This window comes from Streptomyces sp. NPDC102490 (genome assembly GCF_044765285.1).
In the GTDB taxonomy this organism is placed as follows: Bacteria; Actinomycetota; Actinomycetes; order Streptomycetales; family Streptomycetaceae; genus Streptomyces.
On the sequence record NZ_JBIWJU010000008.1, the window covers coordinates 144,055 to 159,879 of the forward strand.

15 protein-coding genes and 1 pseudogene are annotated in these 15,825 nt (G+C 73.7%); 7 read left to right on the forward strand and 9 right to left on the reverse strand.

All coding sequences use genetic code 11. The features are described from left to right. Positions 1-2 precede the first annotated feature (2 nt). The gene (locus ACIRGB_RS19705) at positions 3-938 is read right to left on the reverse strand and encodes a carbohydrate ABC transporter permease (RefSeq protein ID WP_403866321.1); all 936 of its coding nucleotides are present in this window, start codon (positions 936-938) and stop codon (positions 3-5) included. Beyond that, a complete protein-coding gene (locus ACIRGB_RS19710; RefSeq protein WP_403866324.1) occupies positions 935-2,296 on the reverse strand; it encodes an ABC transporter substrate-binding protein in 1,362 nt (453 codons plus the stop codon). The genes ACIRGB_RS19705 and ACIRGB_RS19710 overlap by 4 nt, the downstream gene beginning before the upstream one ends. Positions 2,297-2,576: 280 nt before the next feature. Here ACIRGB_RS19710 and ACIRGB_RS19715 point away from each other — a divergent pair, with 280 nt between their 5' ends. The 3 genes from ACIRGB_RS19715 to ACIRGB_RS19725 all read left to right on the forward strand — a co-directional run bounded on the left by ACIRGB_RS19715 (position 2,577) and on the right by ACIRGB_RS19725 (position 5,718). Then, complete coding sequence (locus ACIRGB_RS19715; RefSeq protein WP_403866327.1) at positions 2,577-3,599, forward strand: LacI family DNA-binding transcriptional regulator; 1,023 nt, start codon at positions 2,577-2,579, stop codon at positions 3,597-3,599. A 130-nt stretch (positions 3,600-3,729) separates the two neighbouring features. Then, a complete protein-coding gene (locus ACIRGB_RS19720; protein WP_403866330.1) occupies positions 3,730-4,902 on the forward strand; it encodes an MFS transporter in 1,173 nt (390 codons plus the stop codon). A 75-nt stretch (positions 4,903-4,977) separates the two neighbouring features. Continuing rightward, complete coding sequence (locus tag ACIRGB_RS19725) at positions 4,978-5,718, forward strand: maleylpyruvate isomerase family mycothiol-dependent enzyme (RefSeq protein WP_403866333.1); 741 nt, start codon at positions 4,978-4,980, stop codon at positions 5,716-5,718. A gap of 29 nt (positions 5,719-5,747) precedes the next feature. On the opposite strand, the pseudogene ACIRGB_RS19730 reads toward ACIRGB_RS19725, so the two are convergent. After that, positions 5,748-5,855: pseudogene (locus ACIRGB_RS19730) on the reverse strand (MarR family transcriptional regulator); the annotation flags it as partial. Positions 5,856-5,972: 117 nt separating this feature from the next. On the opposite strand from ACIRGB_RS19730, the gene ACIRGB_RS19735 reads away from it, so the two are divergent. Continuing rightward, positions 5,973-6,257: a DUF6332 family protein gene (locus ACIRGB_RS19735; RefSeq protein WP_403866336.1), complete on the forward strand. Its 285-nt coding sequence runs from the start codon at positions 5,973-5,975 to the stop codon at positions 6,255-6,257. Here the strand turns inward: ACIRGB_RS19735 and ACIRGB_RS19740 are convergent. The 3 genes from ACIRGB_RS19740 to ACIRGB_RS19750 all read right to left on the reverse strand — a co-directional run bounded on the left by ACIRGB_RS19740 (position 6,218) and on the right by ACIRGB_RS19750 (position 9,511). Next, on the reverse strand, positions 6,218-6,883 hold the full coding sequence (locus ACIRGB_RS19740) for a response regulator (RefSeq protein ID WP_403866339.1): 666 nt from the start codon (positions 6,881-6,883) through the stop codon (positions 6,218-6,220). The two genes, ACIRGB_RS19735 and ACIRGB_RS19740, sit on opposite strands and share 40 nt — an antisense overlap. 31 nt (positions 6,884-6,914) lie before the next feature. Beyond that, the gene (locus ACIRGB_RS19745; protein WP_403866342.1) at positions 6,915-8,144 is read right to left on the reverse strand and encodes a sensor histidine kinase; all 1,230 of its coding nucleotides are present in this window, start codon (positions 8,142-8,144) and stop codon (positions 6,915-6,917) included. An 89-nt stretch (positions 8,145-8,233) separates the two neighbouring features. Next, a complete protein-coding gene (locus ACIRGB_RS19750; protein ID WP_403866344.1) occupies positions 8,234-9,511 on the reverse strand; it encodes a geranylgeranyl reductase family protein in 1,278 nt (425 codons plus the stop codon). 144 nt (positions 9,512-9,655) lie between these two features. Between ACIRGB_RS19750 and ACIRGB_RS19755 the strand changes: the two genes are divergently transcribed. Together ACIRGB_RS19755 and ACIRGB_RS19760 are read left to right on the forward strand one after the other, a co-directional pair. Then, positions 9,656-11,011, forward strand: a complete 1,356-nt coding sequence (locus tag ACIRGB_RS19755) for a dipeptidase (RefSeq protein WP_403866347.1) — start codon at positions 9,656-9,658, stop codon at positions 11,009-11,011. A 75-nt stretch (positions 11,012-11,086) separates the two neighbouring features. Then, positions 11,087-11,791 (forward strand): MBL fold metallo-hydrolase, encoded by a 705-nt coding sequence (locus ACIRGB_RS19760; protein ID WP_403866349.1) that lies wholly within the window; start codon positions 11,087-11,089, stop codon positions 11,789-11,791. A 2-nt stretch (positions 11,792-11,793) separates the two neighbouring features. Here ACIRGB_RS19760 and ACIRGB_RS19765 read toward each other — a convergent pair whose 3' ends face one another. The 3 genes from ACIRGB_RS19765 to ACIRGB_RS19775 form a co-directional block, all read right to left on the reverse strand. Continuing rightward, the gene (locus ACIRGB_RS19765; protein WP_403866352.1) at positions 11,794-12,837 is read right to left on the reverse strand and encodes an NUDIX domain-containing protein; all 1,044 of its coding nucleotides are present in this window, start codon (positions 12,835-12,837) and stop codon (positions 11,794-11,796) included. Between the two features lie 166 nt (positions 12,838-13,003). Further along, positions 13,004-13,198: a hypothetical protein gene (locus ACIRGB_RS19770; protein WP_403866355.1), complete on the reverse strand. Its 195-nt coding sequence runs from the start codon at positions 13,196-13,198 to the stop codon at positions 13,004-13,006. 267 nt (positions 13,199-13,465) lie between these two features. After that, a complete protein-coding gene (locus tag ACIRGB_RS19775) occupies positions 13,466-14,419 on the reverse strand; it encodes an ROK family protein (RefSeq protein ID WP_403866357.1) in 954 nt (317 codons plus the stop codon). Between the two features lie 216 nt (positions 14,420-14,635). Between ACIRGB_RS19775 and ACIRGB_RS19780 the strand changes: the two genes are divergently transcribed. Further along, positions 14,636-15,712 (forward strand): LacI family DNA-binding transcriptional regulator, encoded by a 1,077-nt coding sequence (locus ACIRGB_RS19780; RefSeq protein ID WP_403866360.1) that lies wholly within the window; start codon positions 14,636-14,638, stop codon positions 15,710-15,712. Positions 15,713-15,825: the final 113 nt, after the last annotated feature.

A 15,825-nucleotide genomic window follows, 5' to 3' on the forward strand; every position in this document is an offset into this window, starting at 1 on the left:
GGTCACTCGTCTCGGGAGCGGAGCAGGCGCACGGACAGCAGGGACAGCGCGAACACCAGCAGCACGAGCAGGAAGGAGTTCGCGGCGCCGGTCCCGAGGTCGGACGCCAGGATGTGGTTGTAGAGATAGAGCCCGCCGGTGGTGGTCGAGCCGTACGGGCCGCCCTGGGTGACGACGAACGGCTCGGCGAACATCTGGAACACCGCGAGGGTCTGCACCACGACGAGGAAGGCGATGCTGCGCCGCACCAGGGGCAGGGTCAGCGACCAGAACTGCCGCTTGCGGGAGGCGCCGTCGAGGGCGGCGGCCTCATACACGTCGGCGGGCACGGCCTGGAGCCCGGCGAGCAGGATGATGATCGCGAACCCGGTGGTCTTCCACAGGAAGAGCAGCGCGAGCGTCGGTTTGGCCCAGGCGGTCGACTGGAGCCAGTCCACGTCGGGCAGGCCGACGAGGTCGAACAGGTGGTTGACCAGCCCGTAGTCGGTGTCGAAGGCGACGATCCACACCTGGGCCATCGCCACCAGCGGGGTGACGAAGGGGGCGATGAAGGCGACCCGGAACATGCCGCGCAGCCGCAGCCGCGCGTTGGCCAGCAGCACCGCCGCGGCCAGGCCGCCGACGATCTGGAGGGGCACGATCAGCAGCCACATCACCGCGCTGTTGCCCAGTGAGGACCAGAATTCCTCGCTGGTGAGCAGGTAGGTGTAGTTCTCCAGGCCGATGAAGTGCGCCTCGCCGGCGCCCTTCCAGTCGGTGAAGCTCAACTGGAGCGCGAAGACGAGGGGGTAGACGCCGAAGGCCGCGAAGACCAGGTAGAACGGCGCGACGAAGAGGTAGGGCGCGAGGAAGGGCTTGCGACGGGAGCGGCGGGCGGGGCGCGGCGCGTCCGGCGCCGCCTGCTCCTTGCGCGACGGGGTGAGGGTGCCGGGTGTCATGCGCGGTCCACCAGGTTGCGCTGGATCTTCTTGGTGGAGTCGTCGATGACGTCGTCGGGTGCCATCTTCCCCTCGATGAGCCGCTGGAGGTTGTTGCCGAGGTAGTCGACGGACTTGGCCCACCAGGCCGGGATCGGCGCGGCCGGCGGGATGGTGTCGGCGGCGCCCACGGCGACCTTCCACAGGTCCTGTCCGCCGAGCGCGGCCACCGGTTCGAACAGCGGCTTGTCGGGGCGGCGGGCCAGTCCGTAGCTCGGCACGGAGGTGGTCAGACCGTCCGGGTAGACCTCGCTGGGGCCGTAGACGGCGCTGTAGCCGGGCTCCTTGAAGCACAGGAACTCGTACAGCAGCCAGGCCAGTTCGGGGTTCTTCGCCTTCGCCGGGATGATGAAGCTGCTGCCGCCCATGGCGCCGCTGCGCGCCCCGCCCGGGGTCCAGGCCGGCAGGGGTGCGGCCCGCCACTTGCCCCGGCCCTTCTTCAGCAGCTGCTGGGGTGCGAAGGACCACCACACCGCCCACGGGACCAGGGCCTGCTGCCCGCTCTCCAGGGCGGCGAGGTCGGCCTGCTTGAGGTATTCGGCGTGGGTGACCAGGTCGTCGTCGACGGCGTCCCGGACCCAGTTGAGGATGGTGCGGTACTCCTTGGAGTCCAGCCGCACCCGACCTTCGGCGTCGGCGAGGCTGGTGCCCTGCTGCCCCGCGAGCATCTCCAGCCAGAGCTGGCCGAGGAAGGGGTCCTTCTCCATGTGGAGGGGGCGGGCCTTCGGGTTCTTCTCCCGCAGCGACCGGGCCGCCGCCAGCAGGTCGTCGTAGGTCTTCAGCCCGGCCGGGTCGACTCCGGCGTCCTCCAGCAGGTCCTCGCGGTACCAGAGCAGCCCGGGGTCGAGGTCCCAGGGCACGCCGTAGATCCGGCCGTCGACGGTGTTGACCGAGAGCTTGTACGCCGAGGTCTTGTCGCGGTAGGGCGCGATCAGGTCGGTCAGGTCGTACAGGTGCTCCGCCTGGCCGCCGATCTTGGCGTCGTCCCAGAAGCTGCCGTCCGGCAGGTCGGTGCCGCTGATCAGGGTGTTGGCGAGCTTGGCGTCGATGTCGACGGCCTGGTGGTTGACCTTGATGCCCGGATAGGCCTTGCGGAAGGCGTCGATCGCCGCGTCGAAGACCTTGAACAGGTCGCCCGAGCGGTTCCAGATGGTGATCTCGCCCTTGGCCGACGCGCTCGGCGTCCCGGTGAGCTTGCGCGGCTCGGACCCGGAGGACCCGGGGGCGCACGCCGCGAGGGGACCGGCGGCCGCGGCGAGCGCGCCGACGCCGAGCGCGCCGCGCAGAACGCTGCGCCGGGGGACGAATGATCTGGACATGAGCACGGCTCCTCGATCGGAATGCGGGCTGGGGTGCGTGGGAGGGACGGGGTGGCTGGGCAGGAGTGGACGTGGACGCGCGCAGGCGTCGTCGGCGGCACGGCGGCACGGACGTGGCCCGTACCGCCGCCGCGCTTTGCAACGATGCAGAGATGATGCTGCGCCTTTTGCAACGATGCAATAGCTGAGTAACATCAACATGCGTCAGCGCTGGTCCGCACCGGCGCGGACGCGAGATGCTGCCGACCGATGCCCCGCGGGGGCCGTGAGGGGGAACTGGATGGCCGGCTCCACACTCCGCGACGTCGCCCGACGCGCCGGAGTCTCGATCCGCACCGTGTCCAACGTGGTCAACGGTTCGGTGCCCGTCTCCGACGAGTTGCGGGTCCGGGTGCAGGCGGCGCTCGACGAACTCGACTACCGGCCGAACCTGGTGGCCCGCAATCTCCGCCGGGGCCGCAGCGGCATGATCGCCCTGGTCGTCCCCGAGCTGGACGTGCCGTACTTCGCCGAGCTGGCCCGCGAGGTGATCACCGCGGCCCGCACCCACGGGTACGTGGTGATGCTCGACCAGACCGACGGCGACGGCGACCGCGAGCGGGAGCTGCTGGGCCGCGAGTCCCGCGCCACGATGTTCGACGGCCTGCTGCTGAGCCCGCTGTCCATCTCCGCGGACGAGCTGCGCCGGCGTACCAACAGGGTGCCCGTCGTGCTGCTCGGCGAGCACATCTTCAACGGCAGCTTCCACCACGTGGCGATCGACAACATCGTCGCGGCCCGGGAGGCGACGGAGCATCTGCTCGGCCTCGGCCGCCGGCGCATCGCGGCCATCGGCGACCAGCCCTACAGCACCGGTGAGACCGCGCAGTTGCGGACCACGGGGTACCGCCAGGCACTGGAACGGGCCGGTCTCACCGTCGACGAGGAGCTGCTCGTCCCCACCCCGCGGTTCCACCGCCACCTCGGCGCTGAGGCCATGGAGCGCCTGCTCGCGCTGCCCGAGCCGCCCGACGCGGTCTTCTGCTACAACGACCTGCTGGCCATCGGCGCCATGCACACCCTGGCCCGGGCCGGCGTTCGGGTACCCGACGACATCGCTGTCGTGGGGGTCGACGGCATCCAGGAGGGCCGGTACAGCTCGCCGTCGCTGACCACCGTCGCCCCGGACAAGGCCGCGATCGCGCGCACGGCGGTGAGCACCCTGCTGGGCGTGATCGACGGTTCGGCGCCCGCGCCGACGGAGGCCAAGGCTCCGCACCGACTGCTGGTGCGGCAGAGCACGGTGGGGGCACCGGTCGGCTGACGGCCGCCCGACACCCCCTGCGCCCCGGCCCGTCCGACGCCCGGACGCCCCCGGGGCCCTTGCCGCGTACCCGCCCGGCACCTAGCCTGACTTTGTGCCGCAAATAAACAAAGCCCGATCGCACAACGCCGTGCCGGGCACCCGCGACGACCTCACCCGCCTCCGCATCGCCCTGACCGCCTTCTTCGCCCTCGACGGCTTCGTCTTCGCCGGCTGGGTGGTCCGGATCCCCGCCATCAAGGAGCAGACCGGCGCCTCCGCCAGCGCACTGGGACTCGCCCTGCTCGGTGTCTCGGCGGGCGCCGTCGTCACCATGACCCTCACCGGACGGCTCGTCCGCCGCTACGGCAGCCACCCCGTCACCGTCGCCTGCGCGGTCCTGCTCTGCCTCAGCATCGCCCTGCCCCCGCTCACCCACTCGGCGCTCGCCCTCGGCGCCGTCCTGCTGGTCTTCGGCAGCGCGTACGGCGGGATCAACGTCGCCTTCAACAGCGCCGCGGTCGATCTGGTGGCGGTCCTGGGGCGCCCGATCATGCCCAGCTTCCACGCGGCGTTCAGCCTCGGCGGCATGGTCGGCGCGGGGCTCGGCGGGCTGGTCGCCGGGTCGCTGTCGCCGACGCGGCACCTGCTCGCACTCACCGTGACCGGCCTGCTGGTCACCCTGTTCGCGGGCCGTGCCCTGCTGCGCTGCGAGCCCGCCGCGCCGCCGCAGCGCACGCCCGAGCAGGACGGCACCCCGCGCCGCCGGGACCGCCGTACCCGCCGCCTGGTCGTCACCTTCGGGCTGATCGCCCTGTGCACGGCGTACGGCGAGGGCGCGATGGCCGACTGGGGCGCCCTGCACCTGGAGCAGGACCTCGACGCCTCCCCGGGTCTGGCGGCGGCGGGTTACTCGTGTTTCGCGCTCGCCATGACCGTCGGCCGGCTGACCGGGACGGCGCTGCTGGAACGCCTGGGCCGCACGGCCACGGTGGTGGCCGGCGGCAGCACCGCGGTGGCCGGGATGCTGCTCGGCTCGCTGGCTCCCTCCGTGTGGGCGGCGCTGTTCGGCTTCGCGATCACCGGCCTGGGGCTCGCCAACATCTTCCCGGTCGCCATCGAGCGGGCCGGCGCGCTCGGCGGTCCCAGCGGGGTCGCGACCGCGTCCACCCTGGGCTACGGCGGCATGCTGCTCGGTCCGCCCGCGATCGGTTTCATGGCCGACTGGCTGTCCCTGTCCGCCGCCCTCACCAGCGTGGCCGCCCTCGCGGCGGTGGCGGTGCTGATCGCGGTCGCGACGCGACGCGCGGCGGTCACCGGCTGAGCCGGGCCGCGGCCCCTCGGGAATGTGCCGGGCAGGACTGCCCTGGAGTCCGCTCCATGCGGCACACTCCCTGCCATGAAGACCGCCGCGTACGTCGAGATCCTGGACCGTGAAGGCGCGTTGCTGGCCGAGGCCGCCGAGGCGGCGGGCAGTGACGCCGAGGTGCCGACCTGCCCCGGCTGGCGGGTGCGGGACCTGCTGCGGCACACCGGGACGGTGCACCGCTGGGCGACGGCGTTCGTCGCCGAGGGGCTCGCCGCTCCCCGGCCCGCCGACGACCCGCCCGGCCTCGACGGCGCCCCGCTCCTGACCTGGTTCCGAGAGGGGCACGGGCGGCTCGTCGACACCCTCGCGGACGCCGCGCCCGACGTGCGGTGCTGGCACTTCCTGCCCGCGCCGTCACCGCTGGCCTTCTGGGCCCGGCGACAGGCCCACGAGACGACCGTGCACCGGCTCGACGCCGAGTCGGCCCGGGGCGGTGAACCCACCGGCGTCGGCGCGGAGTTCGCGGTGGACGGCATCGACGAGCTGCTGTGCGGCTTCCACGCCCGCCCGAAGAGCGCCGTGCGCACCGAGGAGCCGCGCACGCTGCGGGTCCGGGCCACGGACGCGCCGGACGCCGTGTGGACCGTACGGCTGTCCGCGCAGCCGCCGGTGACCGTGCGGGAGGACGACGGGGACGCCGACTGCGAGCTGTCGGGCCCCGCCGCCCGGCTCTACCCGGCGCTGTGGAACCGTCGGCCGTTCCCCGAGGTGACCGGCGACGACTCGCTCGCCGCGCTGTGGCGCGAGCGGTCGGGCATCACCTGGAAGTGAGCCGGGCAGCCGTCCGGCCGCCGGTGCGGCATCGGGAGCGCCTCGCCGTGCCGGGCGCCCCCCTTCGGTGTGAGCGCCACCCGGTCGCCCCGCCGACCCTCGGGGCACATGGCGCGCTCGACGAGGCCGTCCCTCTCCTAGCCGTGACGTGCGGCGCACGGTCGAGTTCGCCGCCGTCCGCGCACCGTGGCAGAGCCCGTCGCGGCGGGTAGCGCGCTATTCAATCCCCGTTCCCCCCTGGGATACTTGGCGACATGGACACCTACGGGGGACGGCGTACGCAGGCCGAGCGCGACGCCGTCACGGTCGAGATCGGTTACGCGTTGTGCAGCGCGGCGTTCGCGGCGGCCGTGCTGTTCGGGGCGGTGGCGGGGCCCGCGTATCTCTTCGGCCTGACGGGCGGGGTGCGCGCCGCGCTCGTCGGGGCGGGTGCGGTGTCGGCCGTGGTGGTGTTCTCCGTGCGGGTGGTGAGCGTGCTGGTCCGGTTCGAGTCCGGTGGTCAGCCGAGCCAGCCCGGCCGCACCAGGCCCGACTCGTAGGCCAGGACGACCAGTTGCGCCCGGTCGCGGGCGCCCAGTTTCACCATGGTGCGGCTGACGTGGGTCTTGGCGGTCAGCGGGCTGACGACCAGCCGGCGGGCGATCTCCTCGTTGGACAGTCCGATGCCGACCAGCGCCATCACCTCGCGCTCCCGCTCGGTCAGCCGGGCCATCTCGCCGGCCGCCGCGGGCTCCTTGGAACGCGCCGCGAACTCGGCGATCAGCCGGCGCGTCACCCCCGGCGACAGCAGCGCGTCGCCGTCCACCACCGCCCGCACGGCGCGCAGGAGTTCCTCGGGTTCGGTGTCCTTGACCAGGAAGCCGGAGGCCCCGGAGCGGATCGCCTCGAAGACGTACTCGTCGAGTTCGAAGGTGGTGAGCATGACCACCTTCACGTCGTGCAGCCCTGGGTCGCCGGTGATCCGGCGGGTGGCGGCGAGGCCGTCGAGCCGCGGCATGCGGATGTCCATGAGGACGACGTCGGGACGCAGTTCGCGGATCGAGCGCACCGCCTCCTCACCGTCGGCGGCCTCGGCGACCACCTCGATGTCCGACTGCGCGTCCAGCAGTGCCCGGAAACCGGCCCGGACCAGTGACTGGTCGTCGGCGAGCAGCACACGGATCACCGGTCGTCCTCCTTCGACTGCGTCGTGCGGGTCACGTGGCCGCCTTCTTCACGTCGATCGGCAGGGATGCCAGCACCCGGAAGCCGCCGTCCGGACGCGGGCCCGCCTCGATGGTGCCACCCAGCGCCGCCGCGCGCTCCCGCATCCCGGCCAGCCCGTTGCCGCTGCCGCCCGCGTCGGCGCCCGTCGCGGGGCCGTCGTCGTCGACGCGCAGCAGCAGCGTGCCCCCGTCCCGGCCGAGGCGGACGCGCGCGTGCCGGGAGCCCGAGTGCCGTACGACGTTGGTGAGCGCCTCCTGCACGATGCGGAACGCGGCCAGGTCGGTACCGGGCGACAGGCGCGGCGGCTTCCCCTCCACCTCGACGGTGAGGCCCGCGCTCGCCGCCTGCTCCACGAGTTCGGGGAGCCGGTCGAGGCCGGGGGCCGGAGCGCGCGGCGCGTCCCCGGGCGTGCGCAGGGTGTCGAGTACCTGCCGTACCTCGCCGAGCGCCTCCTTGCTCTGCTCCTTGATGGTGCCGAGCGCGGCGCGGGCCTGCTCCGGGTCGGTGTCCAGGAGGGCCAGTCCGACGCCGGCCTGCACGTTGATGACGGAGATGCTGTGCGCGAGGACGTCGTGCAGTTCGCGGGCGATCCGCAGCCGCTCCTCGTCCGCGCGCCGCCGCGCCGCCTGGGCCCGCTCGGCCCGCTCCCGCGCCCACTGCTCGCGGCGGGCCCTGGCCAGCTCCGACAGGGCGGCGATGGCCACCACCCAGGTGGCGATGACGAGTTCCTGCCCCCAGGACGCGGCCGAGTCCCCGGGCGGCGGCAGCCACCGGTAGAGCCAGTGCGCCACGAGGGCGTGTCCGGCCCACAGGGTCCCCATCGCCGCCCACGCGGCCCTGCGGTGCCCGGCGACGACGGCACTGAAGCAGGCCACCGCGACGGCCACGAACACGGGGCCGTACGGGTATCCGGCGCCCAGGTAGACCAGGGTGGTGACCGCCGTGCCGAACACGACCGGCACCGGGTGGCGCTGCCGCCACAGCAGGGCGGCCCCCGTCACGAACAAGAGCGTGCGGGCGAAGGGGTCCAGGGCCGCCCGCTGTCCCTCCTGGGCGTGGGCGGCGAAGTTCGAGCCGAGCAGCACGAACGCGGTGACGAGCACGGTGGAGCGCCAGGGCCACCGAGGGCGCCGCTCCTCGTCGCCCCGCAGGGTCCACCACGGGGGGCCGTGCCGCCACCACTGCGGCGCCCGGCCCTCGCGCTCGCGCTGTCCGTCCATGTCCGCCACGCTAGACGCCGGGCACGCCGGGTGGCGTCACCCGCGCGTGGTGATCACACGTACTCCCGGCGAAGTACGCCCGCCGGCGGTCAGGCGCCGGTCTCCTCCCCCGCGGACGGCGCGGACGGCTCGGTCTGCGCGGACGGCGCGGACGGCGCGGGCCGCCGGTCCATCGCTCCCAGCGCCCGCTGCGCCAGCGGGTGGCTGCGGACCAGCTCGCCCAGCGAGGTCGAGCCCTGCGTGATGTCCTTGAACGCCTTCCAGGCCGGGCGGAAGCCGGTCAGGGCCGCGTGGAACAGGCCCGGCCGGCGCTCGAACACCGTCAGCATCCGCTTGCCGACGCTCATCTCGACGCCCAGACCGGCCTTGATGGCGAACGCGTAGTTCAGTGCCTGCTTGCGCGCGTCCACCGCGTCGTGCGCCTCGGAGACGCGCACCGCCCACTCCCCCGCGAGCCGGCCCGAGCGCAGCGCGAAGGAGATGCCCTCGCGGGTCCACGGCTCCAGGAGCCCGGCCGCGTCCCCGCAGACCAGGACCCGGCCGCGCGACAGCGGCGAGTCGTCCGCGCGGCAGCGCGTCAGATGGCCGGAGGAGATGCTGGGTTCGAATCCGGCCAGCCCGAGCCGGGCGACGAAGTCCTCCAGGTACCGCTTGGTCGCCGCGCCCTCGCCGCGCGCCGAGATGACCCCGACCGTCAGCGTGTCGCCCTTGGGGAAGACCCAGCCGTAGCTGCCGGGGATCGGGCCCCAGTCGATGAGCACCCGGCCCTTCCAGTCCTCGGCGACCGTCTCGGGCACCGGGATCTCCGCCTCCAGGCCGAGGTCGACCTGGTCGAGCTTCACCCCGACGTGCGCGCCTATCCGGCTGGCGCTGCCGTCCGCGCCGACGACGGCCCGGGCCAGGACCGTCTCGCCGCCCTGGAGGACGACGGCGACCGTGCGCCGGTCCGGCACCGCCGACCCGTGCTGCTCCACCCGGGTCACGGTCGCCCCGGTGCGCAGCTCGGCGCCCGCCTTCTGGGCGTACTCGACGAGCTGCAAGTCGAACTCGGGCCGGTTGATCAGCCCGAACAGCATCTGCCGGGAGCGCCGGGTCCGGGTGAAACGCCCGTTGTTCGAGAAGGTCACCGCGTGCACACGGTCCCGGAAGGGCAGCTCGAAGCCGGGTGGGAGGGAGTCGCGCGAGGGACCGATGATGCCGCCGCCACATGTCTTGTAGCGGGGCAGCTCCGCCTTCTCCAGCACCAGGACGCGCCGCCCCGCCACCGCCGCCGCGTAGGCGGCCGAGGCCCCCGCGGGTCCCGCGCCCACCACGACGACGTCCCAGACCTGACGCGCGTCGTCCGCCGAAGAGTTCTCGCTGCTCACGATGGTCTACTGCTCCGATCAAACCGCATGCCGCACCTGACCCCCGCATCCTACGGCGGGCATCGCCGCAGGCCACTGTGGGAGGATCGGCCCGTCATTCCAAGTACTCCTTGGTACAACGTCGCACCCACAAGGAGCGTGCCCATGTCGTCGAATCCGGTCGCCGAGACCGTCGCTTCGCTGATGCCCCGCGCGAAGGAGGAACTCGCCGCGCTGGTGGCCTTCGCGTCGGTGGCCGACTTCGACCAGTTCCCGCGCAGCGAGAGTGAGGGTGCCGCCAACTGGATAGCCGCGGCCCTGCGCGCCGAGGGCTTCCAGGACGTGGCGCTGCTGGACACGCCGGACGGCACCCAGTCGGTGTACGGGTACCTGCCGGGGCCCGAGGGCGCGAAGACGGTGCTGCTCTACGCCCACTACGACGTGCAGCCGCCGCTGGACGAGGCCGGCTGGGCCACTCCGCCGTTCGAGCTGACCGAGCGCGACGGCCGCTGGTACGGGCGGGGCGCCGCGGACTGCAAGGGCGGCGTGCTCATGCACCTGCTGGCGCTGCGCGCACTGAAGGCGAACGGGGGCGTGCCGGTGCACGTCAAGGTGATCGCCGAGGGGTCCGAGGAGCAGGGCACGGGCGGTCTGGAGCGGTACGCCGAGGCGCACCCGGAGCTGCTGGCCGCGGACGCCGTCGTCATCGGGGACGCGGGCAACTTCCGGGTCGGGCTGCCGACGGTCACCTCCACGCTGCGCGGCATGACGATGCTGCGCGTGCAGGTCGACACGCTCGAAGGCAACCTGCACTCCGGCCAGTTCGGCGGTGCGGCGCCCGACGCGCTGGGCGCCCTGATCCGCGTACTGGACTCGCTGCGGGCCGAGGACGGCTCGACGACCGTCGACGGTCTGGCGGCGGACAGCACGTGGGAGGGCCTGGCCTACGACGAGGAGCAGTTCCGCCGGGACGCGCGGGTGCTGGACGGCGTGCAGCTGATCGGTTCCGGCTCGGTCGCCGACCGGATCTGGGCGCGGCCGGCCATCACCGTGCTCGGCATCGACTGCCCGCCGGTCGTGGGCGCCACCCCGTCGGTGCAGGCGAGTGCGCGGGCGCTGCTGAGCCTACGGGTGCCGCCGGGCGTGGACGCCGCGGAGGCCACCAAGCTGCTCCGGGCCCACCTGGAGACGCGTACGCCGTGGGGCGCGCGGGTCGCCGTCGAGCAGATCGGCCAGGGCCAGCCGTTCCGCGCCGACACCACGAGCCCTGCGTACCGGGCCATGGCGGACGCGATGGCGGTGGCGTACCCGGGTGAGGAGATGCAGTACGCCGGTCAGGGCGGCTCCATCCCGCTGTGCAACACCCTGGCCGGCCTCTACCCGGAGGCGGAGATCCTGCTGATCGGCCTGAGCGAGCCGGAGGCCCAGATCCACGCCGTGAACGAGAGCGTGTCCCCCGAGGAGCTGGAGCGGCTGTCGGTGGCGGAGGCGCACTTCCTGCGCAACTACGCGGCGAGCTGAGCCGGGTCGCGTTCCGGGTTCTGCCGTCGGCAGAGGGGCCTCGCCACCGGGCGGGGCCCTGCCTACGGTCGTCCCATGGACGTCGTCGAACTGCTCCCGTGCCTGAGTCTGCTGCGTTTCCCGGTCGGTCAGGCGTACCTCTGGCGCGACGGGGACGAGGTGACACTGATCGACGCCGGACCGGCCGGGTCCGGTGCGCGCATCGCGGAGACCGCGCGGGCCGTGGGCCGGGTACGGCGTGTCGTGCTCACCCACTTCCACGAGGACCACGCGGGCGGGGCGCAGGAGGTCGCCGCGCTCACCGGGGCCGAGGTGGTGGCGCACGCCCTGGAGGCGCCCGTCGTGCGGGGCGAGGTGCCCGGTCCGCCGCCCGTGTTCGAGGACTGGGAGCGTCCGCTGCACGAGGACGCCGTGCGCCGGCTGCCGCGAGGTGACTTCGCCCGCCCGGCGCGGGTGGCCGAGGTGGTGGACGGTGACGTCCTGGACTTCGGTGGCGGGGCCCGGGTGGTGCACGCGCCGGGCCACACGGACGGGAGCATCGCGCTGCACCTCCCGGCCCACGGCGTGCTGTTCACGGGGGACGCGGTCGCCGCCTCGCCGGTCGACGGCGGTGTGCTGCTCGGCGTGTTCAACCTCGACCGGGACCGGGCCGTCGACTCCTTCGGGCGGCTGGCGGCCCTCGACACGGAGGTGGCCTGCTTCGGTCACGGGGATCCGGTGACGGCGCGGGCCGGGGACGTGCTGAGGGCTTCGGCGCGGACGTACGGGGCGGCGGTCTGACGTCAGCCGACCGGCGTGCCCGCCTCCAGGTAGTGGGCGGCGCCGCGCTCCCGGGCCCGCAGTGCCCAGCGCAGCCGCTCGTAGCGGACCGGGGGCAGCAGGGCGGCGGCCTCGTCCTCGGTGGCGAAGCGCCAGTCGCGCAGTTCGGGCCCCGGCAGCAGTACGCGGCCGGCGTCCGCCGTGTCGAGCCGGCCACCGTCGAAGAGCAGCCGCAGACCGCCGTAGGCGGGGGGTGCCGGCGGTTCCCAGTCGACGACCAGCAGGGACGGTACGTCGTCGAGGCTGAGCCCGGTCTCCTCGGTGACCTCGCGCATGCCGGCGCGGGCCGGTGCCTCGCCGGGTTCGACGACGCCGCCGGGGAACTCCCAGCCGGGTTTGTAGGTGGGGTCGACGAGCAGGACCCGGTCCCGCTCGTCGAAGAGCAGGACGCCGGCCGCGACGGTCTCGCCGGTGGGTTCCGGTGTCTGCACGATCTCGCAGGCCGGCACGGCGCCCGTGCCGACGGCCTCGGCGACCCGGACGGCGGCCTCGTACGGGGTGAGGGCGCCGGTGTCGACGGGGTGGGCGTCGGCGGTGAGCCAGGAGGCGAGGGCGGCGCGGTAGGGCTCGATGTGGTCGGAGGACCACTGCCGTAGCCGTGTCTCGCCGTCCGGCAGGTCGTCCGGTGCCTCGCGGCTGGCTATTCGCTCCCGCAGGATCGTTTCGGCCGGGGCCAGCAGGACGTGCCGGACCTCGATCCGGCGGGCGGCGAGCCCGCCGAAGATCTCGTCGCGGTGCTCCTGGCGCAGCAGGGTCATCGGGACCACGAGCGTTCCGCCGAGGTCGGCGAGGAGCGCGGCCGCCGTGTCGATCACCAGCCGGCGCCAGATCGGCAGGTCCTGGAAGTCGCCCACCTCGGCCAGGCGCTTGGGCGGCAGCAGGTGCGCGAGCGCTCCGCCGATGACCTCGGGGTCGAAGAGCGTGCTGTTCGGGATCAGTTCGATCAGTTCCCGTGCGGTGGTGGTCTTCCCCGCACCGAACGCGCCGTTGATCCAGACGACGGTCACAGGTCCCCCTCTTCTGTTGGCCCCCTGTGGCTTGCCCGCTTCACCCTGCCACGGAAACCAGTCCAGTTGAGGCCGGGGAAAAGGGCATATGACAGCGGCGCCGACGCCCTCTCCGGGCATCGGCGCCGCGTGGCGCGTGCCGGGCGCGCCGGCGCGGCCGAGGGTGTCAGCCCGGCTGTCCCAGGGCGTCGTCGTCGAGGGTCAGGCTCTCGGTGGCGACGGTGTCCTGGAGGGTGCTGACGGTGTCGTCCACCCCGATGCCGAGCGGGAGATCCCTCGGGGCGGCGTGGGACGGGGTGACGGCCGCGACGACGAAGCCGGTGGCGAGGGACGCGAGGGCGAGCATGCTGCGCCTCTTCATGCCCCGTTCAACTACGCCGCCGCGCGGGGGTCACGGGTGGAGCCGGGGAAGCCTCACCGGAACACGACGGCGTCCCGGCTCCCCGGGGGCTGGGGGGTGCCTCTGGATCGCGCCGGAGTCGCGGGGCCCGGCACGCACTCCCCCACTTCCTGAAGGGCGTGGGACAGGACCCATCCGGCGCTCCCGTCGGTTGCCGTTCTCGGGGGCCCCACCGGCCCCCGTTCGGATCAGCCCCAAGGCACTGTCGCCCGATCCGGGCGACACCCCTTAAACGTGCGCGGCGGTCGGCGTCGCCGTCCTCGACAGGGCCGCGGCGGCCGCGCCGACCAGCCCGGCGTCCGTCCCCATCTGCGCGGGGACGACCACCAGCCGCTGGACGAAGGAGAGCGTCGCGTAGTCGGTGAGGGCCTTGCGCAGGGGGGCGAACAGGACCTCTCCCGCCTTGCCCACTCCCCCGCCGACCACGGCGATGTCGATCTCGACGAGGGTCGCGGTGGCGGCGATACCGGCCGCCAGCGCCTGGGCGGCCCGTTCGAAGGAGGCGACGGCGACGGGGTCGCCGAGGCGGGCGGCGGCGGCGACCGCGGCGGCGGAGGTGTCGCCGTCCGGTCCGGGCAGCCAGCCGGCGTCGAGGGCGCGGCGGGCGATGTGGGGGCCGCTCGCTATCCGCTCCACGCAGCCGCGCGCGCCGCACGGGCAGGGGTCGCCGTCCAGGTCGACGCTGATGTGGCCGATGTGGCCGGCGTTCCCGGTCGGTCCGGGGTGCAGCCGGCCGCCCAGCACCAGACCGCCGCCGACACCGGTCGAGACCACCATGCACAGCGCGTTGTCGTGGCCGCGGGCGGCGCCCTGCCAGTGTTCGGCGGCCGTGATGGCCACGCCGTCCCCGATGAGTTCCACGGGCAGACCGCCGACGGCGTCGCGGACCCGCCGGACCAGCGGGTAGTCGCGCCAGCCGGGCACGTTCACCGGGCTGACCGTGCCGGCCGAGGCGTCCACCGGGCCCGCGCTGCCGATGCCGACGGCCGTGGCCCGACCCCACAGCGGCGACGCGGTCAGCTCCGCGAGGACGGCCTCGACGGCGCCCATCACGGTGTCACCGTCCTCCCGGGCGGGTGTCGCACGCTGCGCGCGCGCCTGGATGCGGCCGTGGCCGTCCACCAGCGCGCCGGCGATCTTGGTACCGCCGATGTCCAGCGCTGCCACGAGGTCGGTGTGCATCAGAGTCGGATCTCCCCGTCGGACCGAAAGCGAAAAAATGTCGTACCCAAGAGCGCGCAGCGACCGGTCCCGCAGTGGGGGCGAGGACCGGCAGAGTGCGATGGACAGTGTCTCCCGCATCTGACAACGTTGTCCAGGCTCTATGCTCGACGCCACATCCTCATACAAGCCCATGACCGACACATCCCCCCGGACAGCAGGAGCCGACGCAATCCCGTGGACGACAGGACAGGACACCGCATCGTGCCCGACACGACCCGCCGCGCAGACCGCCTCCCCGGGAACCGTTACGGCAACCGCCCGACCATGAAGGACGTCGCCGCCCGGGCCGGGGTCGGCCTGAAGACCGTCTCGCGGGTGGTCAACGGGGAGCCGGGCGTCACTCCGGAGACCGAGCGCCGCGTCCAGGAGGCCATCGACGCGCTGGGCTTCCGCCGCAACGACAGCGCGCGGGTGCTCCGCAAGGGCCGCACCGCGAGCATCGGCCTGGTCCTGGAGGATCTTGCCGACCCGTTCTACGGGCCGCTCAGCCGTGCCGTGGAGGAAGTGGCCCGCGCGCACGGCGCCCTGCTGATCAACGGGTCCAGCGCGGAGGACCCGGACCGCGAGCAGGAGCTGGTCCTGGCGCTGTGCGCGCGGCGCGTGGACGGGCTCGTGGTGATCCCCGCCGGGGACGACCACCGGTATCTGGAGCCCGAGCTGAGGGCGGGCGTCGCCACGGTGTTCGTGGACCGTCCGGCGGGCCGGATCGACGCGGACGTGGTGGTCTCGGACAACTTCGGCGGTGCCCGCGACGGCGTCGCCCACCTCATCGCGCACGGGCACCGCAGGATCGGTTTCATCGGCGACATGCCCCGCATCCACACGGCCGCCGAGCGGCTGCGCGGCTACCGGGCCGCCATGGAGGACGCCGGCATACCGGTCGAGGACGCGTGGATGTCCCTGGGCGTCACCGACCCCGTGCGGGTGCGCCGGGCGGCCGAGGAGATGCTCGCCGACCCGCGTCCGGTCACCGCGATCTTCACCGGCAACAACCGGGTGACGGTCACCGTGATCCGGGTTCTGGCCGAGTACACCCGGGGCGTCGCGCTGGTCGGTTTCGACGACATCGAGCTGGCCGACCTGCTCCAGCCCGGCGTCACCGTGGTCGCGCAGGACGCGGCGGCCCTCGGCCGCACCGCCGCCGAGCGGCTCTTCCGGCAGCTGGACGGCACCCTGCTCGCCCCCGATCGCATCGAACTGCCCACCAAGCTGGTCACCCGGGGTTCGGGCGAGCTGCCGCCGTCGGACTGATTCGCCGCGCCGGACCACCGCACGGGCCGGCGCCGCTCCGGCGTCCGAGCCTCCCCGGCCACCGCGCGGGCGGCTCGGACCGGCCGTCCCGCCCCGTCCGCCTTACCGCCGGG